General features: G+C 49.4%; 8 protein-coding genes. All 8 read right to left on the bottom strand.

All coding sequences use genetic code 11. From position 1 onward, the window contains the following. On the bottom strand, nucleotides 1-492 hold a 492-nt coding region (locus tag ACZOWY_RS07645), incomplete at its 3' end, for a glycosyltransferase (RefSeq protein ID WP_484394857.1). A gap of 103 nt (nucleotides 493-595) precedes the next feature. Next, nucleotides 596-1,927 (bottom strand): sugar transferase, encoded by a 1,332-nt coding sequence (locus ACZOWY_RS07640; protein WP_484394852.1) that lies wholly within the window; start codon nucleotides 1,925-1,927, stop codon nucleotides 596-598. A 189-nt stretch (nucleotides 1,928-2,116) separates the two neighbouring features. Continuing rightward, the gene (locus ACZOWY_RS07635) at nucleotides 2,117-2,917 is read right to left on the bottom strand and encodes a CpsD/CapB family tyrosine-protein kinase (protein ID WP_484394848.1); all 801 of its coding nucleotides are present in this window, start codon (nucleotides 2,915-2,917) and stop codon (nucleotides 2,117-2,119) included. A 59-nt stretch (nucleotides 2,918-2,976) separates the two neighbouring features. After that, the gene (locus tag ACZOWY_RS07630) at nucleotides 2,977-4,458 is read right to left on the bottom strand and encodes a GumC family protein (RefSeq protein ID WP_484394844.1); all 1,482 of its coding nucleotides are present in this window, start codon (nucleotides 4,456-4,458) and stop codon (nucleotides 2,977-2,979) included. Nucleotides 4,459-4,506: 48 nt separating this feature from the next. Beyond that, nucleotides 4,507-5,166, bottom strand: coding sequence for a polysaccharide biosynthesis/export family protein (locus ACZOWY_RS07625; RefSeq protein WP_484394840.1), 660 nt, complete (start codon nucleotides 5,164-5,166; stop codon nucleotides 4,507-4,509). Nucleotides 5,167-5,460: 294 nt separating this feature from the next. After that, the gene (locus ACZOWY_RS07620) at nucleotides 5,461-6,279 is read right to left on the bottom strand and encodes a tyrosine-protein phosphatase (RefSeq protein ID WP_484394837.1); all 819 of its coding nucleotides are present in this window, start codon (nucleotides 6,277-6,279) and stop codon (nucleotides 5,461-5,463) included. A gap of 158 nt (nucleotides 6,280-6,437) precedes the next feature. Continuing rightward, nucleotides 6,438-8,630 carry a polysaccharide biosynthesis protein gene (locus ACZOWY_RS07615; protein ID WP_484394832.1) on the bottom strand — a complete coding sequence of 731 codons (2,193 nt, stop codon included), beginning with the start codon at nucleotides 8,628-8,630 and terminating at the stop codon, nucleotides 6,438-6,440. Then, complete coding sequence (tkt, locus tag ACZOWY_RS07610) at nucleotides 8,630-10,615, bottom strand: transketolase (protein ID WP_484394828.1); 1,986 nt, start codon at nucleotides 10,613-10,615, stop codon at nucleotides 8,630-8,632. Before tkt ends, ACZOWY_RS07615 begins: the two co-directional genes overlap by 1 nt. Nucleotides 10,616-10,780 lie beyond the last annotated feature (165 nt).

Below are 10,780 nucleotides of genomic sequence, written 5' to 3'. Positions count from 1 at the left end.
TAAATGGATTTCTTTTTTGGCAAAATTAATTATTTCTTCTTGGGTTTCAGGAACCACTCTAGTAGTATCAATTATATTAGGTAAAGATGAAAACTCTTCTACCATTCCAGAAACAATTGATAAAGTTGGTTGCGCTAAAAAAATGCTTATTTGTTTCTCGCAGCGATAGTTCCTACTTATATCATCACTATCCATCCTTGCAATTAACTCATGTTTACAAAATTTTATCCCTATATTTAACGCATTTCCCAATCCAACATTCTTTTCGAGCCTAATTACATTAAGCGTTTTTGGATGAATGTACTCCATTTCTTTAATAACATTATCCAATTCTTTATTTAATGGTCCATCACATACTAGAACAAAGTCATCTGGTTTTATAGTTTGTTTCCACATGCTGTCCATTGAAAGACGTAAATAATCTGGTTTTTCTTTATAATAAACACTCATTAAAACAGAATAAGGTTGTTTTGTTTGTATAAAATCATCCACTGGCTTTTCCCCTTGTTATAACATATTATTATGTTATTTATCATTATATTAAAAATCTATAAAGTATCTAAACATTTACAATTTCTGTGATATGCAGATTTGTTTATTTTTCATAATCCATTGCCGTTACTGCACCCTCATCCACTCCGGCAGTACTTTCACTACTAAAGAGAATGAAGAAAGTTGCAAAAATCAATTCCAAATCTCGTAACATGCTCATGTTGTTTATATACAACAAATCAAATTCTAGCTTTTCGTAGGGATCGGTATTGTATTTTCCATAAATTTGTGCGTATCCTGTTAAGCCGGCTTTTACCTGCAGTCGCAACTTGAAGTCTGGCATGGTCTTGTAGTATTGCTCCGCAATTACAGGGCGCTCTGGCCTAGGCCCTACTACGCTCATATCGCCTTTCAATATGTTGAATAACTGCGGTAATTCGTCCAACCGGCACTTACGGATAAACCGCCCAATAGGGGTAATGCGGTCATCATTATCCCCCGTGCTGAGCCGGGCCACGCCGTCTTTTTCGGCGTCAACTCGCATGGAACGAAATTTAAAGATTTCAAACTCCCGGCCGTCTTTTGTCAGCCGCACCTGTTTATATATAGCAGGGCCTCCGTCATACAGCTTAATGGCAATAGCCGTCAGTAATAAAAAAGGACTCAGAATAAAGATGCCTACCAACGAAGATATAAAATCAAAAGCCCGTTTCGCAATGGCATATTCCGGGTTTAGTACTTTTCGATCTACGCAAAGAACAGGGGAATCAAAGGACTGGATGTGGATAGCTTCTTGCATAATAACGTCCCCCACATGGGGTAAAAAGAAGCCGCGCACGTTATGTTCTTTGCAGTATTTCAGGATGCCGTTACGGCAGCGGCTGTTGACGCCGGCTACAAAAACAGCTTCGTAGTCTTTTAGCTTTTCTTTCAGATCACTGAAGGTACCATCATACATCAGTTCATCCGTTATCATATAAATCCGTTCACTAGGTTTTCCTTTTAAAGAGCCAAACCGTCTGCGATCTAACTGGTTCCGATAAATCAAAAGGGTTCTTCTTGGGGGAATCAGATGATAATAGAACCAGTTACCGAACATAGACCAACCTACATCCAGCAGAAACTGGCCGATAATCAGGATAATAAAAGATACCGGATTATAAAACTGGTTCCAGGCAAATGAAACCAGAAAATAAATAGTTGCCGCACTGAAAAACTGGCTGAGGAACTGGGCAAATACCAGTGACCTGACCCGCCAGTACCCAATCAGATACGCATTGTAGGTTTTGTAAAAGAAAAAAATAATAATGGCATAAGCTATGATAATATAGTAATTATAACGAAAACCAACTTCTCCAAACGGAATCGGTCCATGGTAGCGGAACTGTAACCATGCGAAGAAAAATAAGGCGACGGACAGTACAAAATGCGCCATTTTGATTAGTAACAGTTTTTGTTTTCGTGAATAATTTACATGGGTTAAACTTTTTTCTTGCATAACAAACTCAAACTTTCCTTACAGATTTGTATATACTTAGGCTAACTATATGCTCTACATTCTTTATGAGCACCGTAAAGAATCTCACTCCATACTTTTGCCATGTCGCGAAGTTGGCTTGTCTACTCACTCCGCCTTATCGACCGGGGATTTCTCTTCTTCTTTCCCACCATAGTAATATCCATATCCATATCCATATCCATATCCATATCCATATCCGTATTTATGGCTTCCGGAGCCGTATCGTCCTGCATCCACCTTTATCTTGTTCAGGATACAGCCCAAGATATTGGCGCCGCCCTGCACCAGCCGGTTTTTGGCGGCCTGCACCAGTTCCGGTTTATCTTGCCCACTGGCGACAACCATCATTACCCCGTCTACTTTGGCGCCTAAGACCGCCGCATCGGTAACCGGCATGATGGGGGGTGTATCGATCAATACATAATCGTATTCCGTACGCGCACGATCCAACAGATCCTGCATTTTGTTGCTCATCAGCATTTCAGACGGGTTGGGGGCTACCGGTCCGGATACCAGAATATCCAGGTTTTCCTGTTCTACATGTTGAATAAAGCTGCTGTAATCATCCCCGTTAGCCATAAAATTGGTAAGACCTTTGTTATGCAGACCAAACAGCTTATGTTGAGTGGGGTTACGGAAATCGCAGTCCATCAGCAGCACTTTTTTCCGTGCCTGTGCCAGTACCACGGCCAGACTGGCTAAAACGGTACTTTTGCCTTCGTTGGGTACAGCGCTGGTCACCTCCACCACTTTCATTTCCTTGTCCACCCCGCTAAACTGCAGGTTGGTACGGATGGAACGGTAGGCTTCTGCTACCGGGCTTTTGGGGTCTTTAAAGGCCAACAGGTTAATCTTTTGTACTTCCTTATTTTGCTGCTGGGTTTGTTCCTGTTTTACTTCTTCCATTGATTATAAGCTCCTTTGCAAGGTACGCGTTGGTATGGGCAGGCATCCATTGACCTGCTTTATTTTTTCAGGAGGTACTGCTGCAATTTGCTCAGCAGGCCCGGTTTTTTCTCTTCCATTTCTTTCTGTTTCGTCATGGCCCGGCTCATGCTTTCTTCATCGGGAATCGCACCCATGACAGGCAATCCAAGGTAATTCTTCACGTCGTCTTCCGTACGGATGGTACGGTTCATCAGCTGCATCGCTACCGTGTAGCTGCAACCTAACAGCAGACCCAACAGCGCCGCCATTGCTAACGTCCGGCCTTTCCGGGGGGCAATGGGCCGATCCGGCAGAGTGGGTTCATCCACAATCTGCACGTTGGTGGGCACCATAACCTCCGCCACCTTGCTTTCTTCCAGACGTTTCGCCAGCATGATGTACAGTTCTCCGGCTACCTGGGCATCCCGGGCTGCTTTTACATAGCCCTTTTCTACTGCCGGCAGTTGCTCCAGATCCTTGTTGTTCTGATCGATGACTTCCTGCAGCAGTTCCGCTTTCTGCCGTGCAGCGATGAGTTCCCCTTCGCTTTGGAATTTACTTACCACCAGCCGTTGGTGTACCGCATTATCGCTGGGGGCCTGCAGGGACGCTACTTTCCGGGTTTCTTCCGCAATCTTGGCTTTCAGTTTAGCGATTTGGTCGTTCAGTTCAATCATCCGGGGATGTTTTTCCGTGTATTTATCCAGATAGCTGATCCGTTCCGCTTCCAGCTTGGCCAACTGAGCGTTGTAAGCCTGCACGGTTCGGTTATCCGCTGTATACTGGCCTTCCCCCCCCAGAATGCTGTTGGCCGCGTTTAACTTGGCCTGAGCCGTGCCCATTTCGATCCGGTTGGCCGCCGCTTCTTTTTCTACCAGAGCAATGCGGTCTAAAAACAACTTGGCACTGTCAGACGGCGTTAAAATCTTGTTTTCGATTTTATAATCCTGTAAAGCCGTTTCCGCCTTGTCCAAATCCTGTTTAGCCGCATCAGTACGGTTCTGTAAAAAGTTCTTGGTAGCTGTCTGCTCCACACGGCTTAAATCCGTCATTCGCTGCAAAAAGGTTTCCACCAGCAGCTGGTTTGCTTTTTGTGCCTGGCCAGGGGTTTTACCTTTCACTTTCAGCTGAAGAATTTCCGTGTTTTTAAAGGGTGAAGTGGTAATGTTACTCTCAACATATCTTTCATACGCCGGATATTTACCGTCCTTCTCCTGTTCGGTAGCTTCAATAACTGGTACCACAACGCCACGGCTCTTTAAAATTTCCGCATAGGTGCTCATCTGCTGCTGGATCATGGCTACGTTACTGCCGGTAGCTGCATCCAGCAGGGAACTGCCTAAGCCCTGCTGCTGTTTGATCCGCAGCAACGCCTCCGATTCATACACGGGGGAAGCAACCAGCAGATACAAAATGGCCAGCGCCACAAACACGCAGGTTATCTTGGCGATAGGTTTGCGGTTTTCGGAAATAATGTCCGCCACTTCCATTAAATCTATGGTATATTCCTGGTCTTCCAAGGGAGGTACCTCCTAACTAAAAAATAAAGGATTTTTATGCCGTAAAAACTATTTGTCGATTCTGTCTATATCATACCAGCTATCGATGGCCCGTGAAGCAAACAGTGCAATGTCCATCAACGTAACCTTATGGTTACTGGTCAGATACAGGCAGTCGCCTTCCTGCAACACTACATTCTGGCTCATGTCACCCTTTTTCATGTAGTTCAGGATGTTAATCTTCTGTACGTTTTCTTCCGGGGTACCTACATTCCGCACCAGATAGATACTCTTTTTGGCCGCCTTCTGGGTAAAGCCTCCCGCAGCGCCTAAGGCGTCCAGTACCCGGTGGCTTTTGGTCAGCTCATGCATGCCCTGTTTGGATACTTCCCCCATCACAAAGACCCGGGTGGTGCCCAGTTTGGCCACGTTCACCGTGATCTTGGGGTTGATGATGTATTCGCTCAGTTCTTTTGTCAAGAGCTGGGTAAATTCATACACGGTCAAGCCGTTAATATCAATTTCCCCTACCAGAGGAAAGTTCAGCTTGCCGTCAGGTCGTACGGTATACGCTGAGTCAGTATTGGCCCGGGTACTGCTGATGTCCGGGTGCCCCAGCACATAAATTTGCAGCTGGTCCCCCGGTGTCATGATGTATTCCTCGGCCGCCGCCACGTTGGTCAGCGTCAGCGCGGCCCCCAGCAGCAGGGCTGCTATAGTTTTCTTCATGTCTAATCTCCTTTTGCCTTCTCCACTGTAACAATCTGAAAAACAATACATCTTGTGGATACGAATCTGTAATGTTGACATAATATTATATCATGGATTTGCGCAGATGGCTACTGTTTGCACTGTATTTGATGACAATCTGGCCAGATTATGTGCCGTGACAGGTTGACAAGATACCTCCTGAAACAGAGTATTTTTTACAGAGTGCATTTAATTGTAAAACAATTTATTATGTAAGTCAATATACTGATAAAAGTATACAATGCTGCAGGCTTGCAGTCCCCTGCACTGCAGTTATCCAAACAGTCTGGCAAAAAAGCCTTTCTTTTTCGACGAGTTTGCGTCTGGCTTTCCAATGGTTTCCGGCAATCGGTTAAGATAGAGTTCCGGCGGCAGTTCTTTGTTTTCCAGTATATGACGGGGTTTCGTCTCCAGCAGTTCGGTAGCGACGGCTTCACCCCAGTGCTTCACCAGTTTTTCCCGGGCGCCTTTTAAATCGGTGTTGCGGTGCCGCAGGTTGTGGGCATCGCTGCCCATGAAGGCGATCATCTGGTTATCGATCAGCATGTGGATCTTTTCATGGGCCTTGGGGCCGAATACGCCGGTCAGGCTGCCCCCGTTGCTCTGGGCCACACAGCCCCGTTTTAACAGGGTCAGCAGCTTCTCCGGCTCATGCATCAGCTGCATCTGCCGTTCCGGATGGGCCAGCACCGGCACGATGTCCATCAGCTGCAGCTCATAAATCATGTCTTCCAGGTTGGGCGGCAGCATCAGGCTGGGCATTTCCATTAAACAATAGCGGCTCCCCGCCAGGCAGAAGGCGCTGTGGTCCTTCCGGATCAGCTCCAGCAGGTCCCAGTTCAGTTCCGTTTCCGCCCCCGGGTAAATGCGGATGGGGATCCCCCGCGCGTCCGCTTCCTTCTGCAGCGCTTCCACATGACGGCGGATCGCGTCCCAGGTCAGCGTGGTGCTCACGTCAATCACATGGGGCGTGGCAATAATATCGGTGGTTCCGCTTTCGACGGCCATCTGCAGCAGTGCGATGCTGGTTTCCATATCCCGGCTGCCGTCGTCAACGCCGGGTATGATGTGGGAATGGATATCGATTTGCATGGGTCTCTGATTCTCCTTGGATCACTGAGGTCTCCTGATTTTAAAATACAGATATTTTTTAAAAAAAATGTCACTGTCGAAATCCGCACGGAATGAATTAAACGCATCCATCGTCAGGGCTATAACGATTTTACATTCGTATGAATCCAAACAAGAACCTAAATAATTCGATTCGGCGTATAAGTTGGAATCATTTTCTGCAGTTGTGCAATAATTGCATCTGCGTCTTTCAATGTAATTAAAGTTTCGAACTGCTGCTTCAACAATGTTGTATCTTCTTCAGAAAGTGTAGCTTTCCAGATTTTGGCATGACTGGTCACTGCAGTGCCTTCTTCTGCAGTCAAAAGTTCTTCAGACATTTTCTCTCCCGGGCGAAGGCCGGTAAAGCAAATCTTGATATCCTTGTCCAGTACCAAACCGGAGAGTTTTATCATGTTTTTCGCCAAGTCTACAATCTTGACAGGCTTACCCATATCCAATACGTACACTTCCCCGCCATTCCCCATGGAACCGGATTCGATTACCAGTTGACTGGCTTCCAGAATAGTCATAAAATACCGGGTCATTTCCGGGTGGGTCACAGTAACAGGACCACCATCTTCAATTTGTTTTTTGAACAAGGGTACCACACTGCCCCGACTTCCCAAAACGTTGCCAAAGCGCACTGCCATGTATTTAGTTTTGGGATGTTTTTCATTTAAGATTTGGCAAAGCTTTTCCGTCAATCGTTTGGTAGCCCCCATGACGCTGGTGGGGTTCACCGCTTTATCTGTGCTGATAAGAACAAATCGTTCCACCCCATACCGTCCTGCAGAATCTGCCGTATAGAAAAAGCCTTCCACATTGTTCTGTACTGCTTCCCGAGGTTGGTATTCCATCAGTGGTACATGTTTGTGGGCTGCCGCATGAAACACTATCTGAGGACGAAATTTCCTGAAGGTTTCGTCCATGCCTTCCTTGTTAGTTATGTTCATAATGTAGGGTATGACCTGACCTTTTACGGCCTGATCCTGCAGCTCCCGGTTAATCTCATAGATACTGCCTTCCCCACGACCTAACAAGATTAGCTTTCTAGGTTTTCTCCACAGCACCTGTCTGCAGATTTCGCTGCCGATACTGCCGCCTGCACCGGTAACCAGTACGGTTTTATCTTCCAGATATTTGCCGAAGGTAGCCATATCTACCTTCACGGAATCGCGGTTCAGCAGGTCTTCAATTTGGAGTGGCCTAAGAGTTTGGTAACTGATGCTGCCCTCATCTACAGTAGTGAAGAAACTGGGCATAATCTTGACTGTCACGTCAGGTTTTGCAGTGTTGCAAAGTTCAGCCAACTTGTTCATTTCTATATGATGCATAGAGGGAATAGCTATAATAATTTCTTCTATTTTTCTATTATTAACGATGTTGTGGATATCATAGCGGGTACCCAGAACCGGGACACCGTTTAAAACCTTATTCTGCTTGAGCGGATCGTCGTCGATAAAACCAATCACTTTCCGGTGATCTTGCTTTCGCAGGTCTCGCAGGATGATGTTGCCCGCTTCCCCTGCGCCTACGATGAGGACACGCTTATATTCCAAATCGTTATCTTTGTTACTTATATCTGCCTGATAGACTGGGCAACGTTTGAAGAGTTGGGCACTTTCATTAGATGTCGCTTTATCAGACTTAAACCTGTGTACTGCTTCAGTAATACTTTCAGCGGCCAATATGCCGCTGACCACAGCGATGCCATCCGCTCCAGTGGCCAGCACCTGCGGGTAGTTTTCCGTTGTAACCCCGGCGATGCCAACGATGGGAATGTGCACGGCTTTGCGGATTTCACGCAGGCCTTCCAGCCCCAAAGGCACCGTATCCTTTTTGGTAGCGGTGGCAAACACAGCCCCGCAGCCTAAATAATCAGACCCGGCCGCTTCCGCGGCCAGCGCTTCCTGTACATTGTGAGCCGTAGCCCCGATGATGAAGTGACGGGCCGGGTTGGGAACCGTTTTCGCGGTTGGCGCATTTGTCTCGTCAGAGACCGCGGCACAGTCAGCCAAAAAACGGTCTGCCATGCGGCGCGCTTCCGCCACCGGAATGTCATCCTGCCCCAGATGCACGCCATCCGCCCCGGATAAAAGCGCAACGTCAAGCCGGTCATTCACGATAAGCGGCACATGATAACGGTGGCACAGCGCGATGAGCCTCCGGGCTTTCTCCAGCATAACCTTCCCCAGCCCGTTCTTCTCCCGGTACTGCACCAGCGTCACACCCGCCTGCAGCGCCTCCTCCACCGCATCAAACAACTTGCGGCCCGGCGGCAGGCAGGCCTCGTCAGTGACGAGGTATAAACGTAAATCAAAATGTTTCATTAAAATGCTGCCTTCACCATCGCTGCCACCGTTTCACCCGTCATGCCATACCGCTGCATAACGGTATTCCCCGGCGCCGAAGCCCCAAACTTATTGATGCCCAGCACACGGTCTTCGCGGCCCGTGTACCGCGTCCAGCCCAGGGTCACACCCGCTTCCACGGCAAACGTCGGCACATACTTCGGCAGCACGCTTTCCTTATACGCCGCGCTCTGCTCCTCAAACACTTCCACAGACGGCATGCTTACCACAGCCACATCAAGGCCCTCTTCCGCCAGCAGCTTCTGGGCATCCAGCGCAGCCTTCACTTCCGAACCGGTGGCGATGATCACCGCCTTAGCCATGTCCTTCGCCGGGCTCAGCACGTAACCGCCCTTCAGGGCGCCTTCATGCACCGCTGCCGCCTGCTCATGCAGCACCGGCAGGTTCTGCCGGCTCAGGCACAGGGATACGGGGCCCGTCTTATGCTCCACCGCATACTTCCAGGCAGCCGCCGTTTCCAGCGCGTCCGCAGGTCTCCATACCACCGAGTTGGGGATCATGCGCAGGCTCATCACCTGCTCGATCGGCTGATGGGTCGGCCCGTCTTCCCCGACCGCGATGCTGTCGTGGGTAAATACGAACAGGGACGGGATCTCCATCAGCGCCGCCATCCGGATGGTGGGACGCATGAAATCCGAGAACACCAGGAACGTGGCACCGAACGGAAGGATTCCCCCGTGCACCGCGAGGCCGTTGACCACGCAGCCCATGGCGTGTTCCCGCACGCCGAAGTGGATGTTGCGACCGCTGGGTTCTGCTTTGCTGTAATACCCACAGGCCTTCATCACCGTCTTGTTGGAGGGGCCCAGGTCGGCGCTGCCGCCGGTAAGCTCCGGTATCATCTCCGCTAACTTCTGTAAAATATCGCCGGAGGCGGCCCGGGTGGCCACGCTCTCTTTTCCTTCAAACAGCGCTTCCAGTGCGGCCAGATCCACGGTCCGGTTGCCGGACAGGGAGGCTAACAGTGCCCCTACTTCCTCCGGATACTTTTCTCCGTAGGCTTTCAACAGCTCGTTCCAGTCGGCTTCCGCCTTGGCGCAGGCATCCAGTTTATCATTGAAATGCGCTTTTACTTCTTCCGGTACCACGAAGCTGGCTTCCGGATCCCAGCCGGCCGCTTCTTTGGTCGCCTTCAGCGCGTCCGCACCCAAAGGTTCCCCGTGGCAGGAAGGACTGTCCTGTTTCGGGCTGCCGAACCCGATATGGGTCCGGACGATGATCAGGCTGGGGTGTTCCGCATCGGCCTGGGCTTCCTTCACCGCGGCTTCCAGCGCGGCCAGGTCTTCGGAGCTTTCCACCCGCAGCACCTGCCAGCCGTAGCCTTTGAAGCGTGTCTCCACATCCTCCGTAAAGGCGATGGAGGTATTTCCTTCTATGGTAATTTTGTTGTCGTCATACATGTAGATCAGCTTGCCCAGACCCAGGGTGCCTGCCAGGGAAGCGGCTTCGGAAGCCACGCCTTCCATCAGGTCGCCGTCAGACACCAGGCCGTAAGTATAGTGATCGATCACCGCAAAGTCCGGCTTGTTGTACCGGGCCGCCAGCATGCTTTCCGCCAGCGCCAGGCCTACGCCCATGGCAAAGCCATGACCCAGCGGGCCGGTAGATAAGTCCACCCCGGGGGTGACGCCGTATTCCGGATGGCCCGGGGTCTTACTGCCCCACTGCCGGAAATTCTTCAGGTCATCCAGACTCAGATCGTAACCGGCCAGATGCAGCATGGCGTACAGCAGCGCCGAACCATGGCCCGGGGACAGCACGAAGCGGTCCCGGTTGAACCACTTCGGGTCCGCGGGGTTGTACCGCATAAATTTATCCCAGAACGTAAACAGCAGGGGCGCCGTGCCCAATGGAAAGCCCGGATGCCCGGATTTCGCCTTCTCTACTTCATCTGCCGCCAAAAAACGCAATGTCTGTACACATGCTTCCTGAATCGTCGCCATGATTCCCTCCCGGAATTAAAATAGTAGAATAGTCGTAACACAATCGTCGTAACGCAAACGTCGTAAAGCTTATGATAATTGAAGTTGCATGTCACAAAAAACTGATAATGCAGACAATATATTATACCACTATCGTGGGAATAATGCTACAGGGAATTAAGTTGT

It is taken from the genome of Succiniclasticum sp. (assembly GCF_056977735.1).
The sequence above is the reverse complement of the archived record's forward strand: the minus strand, read 5'-3'. Positions and strand labels throughout refer to the sequence as shown.

Bases quoted from the DNA above. Each gene is read 5' to 3' on its own strand.
- ACZOWY_RS07635 (WP_484394848.1), bottom strand. From the start codon at position 2,917: ATGGAAGAAGTAAAACAGGAACAAACCCAGCAGCAAAATAAGGAAGTA.
- ACZOWY_RS07615 (WP_484394832.1), bottom strand. From the start codon at position 8,630: ATGAAACATTTTGATTTACGTTTATACCTCGTCACTGACGAGGCCTGC.
- ACZOWY_RS07640 (WP_484394852.1), bottom strand. From the start codon at position 1,927: ATGGCGCATTTTGTACTGTCCGTCGCCTTATTTTTCTTCGCATGGTTA.
- tkt (WP_484394828.1), bottom strand. From the start codon at position 10,615: ATGGCGACGATTCAGGAAGCATGTGTACAGACATTGCGTTTTTTGGCG.
- ACZOWY_RS07620 (WP_484394837.1), bottom strand. From the start codon at position 6,279: ATGCAAATCGATATCCATTCCCACATCATACCCGGCGTTGACGACGGC.
- ACZOWY_RS07625 (WP_484394840.1), bottom strand. From the start codon at position 5,166: ATGAAGAAAACTATAGCAGCCCTGCTGCTGGGGGCCGCGCTGACGCTG.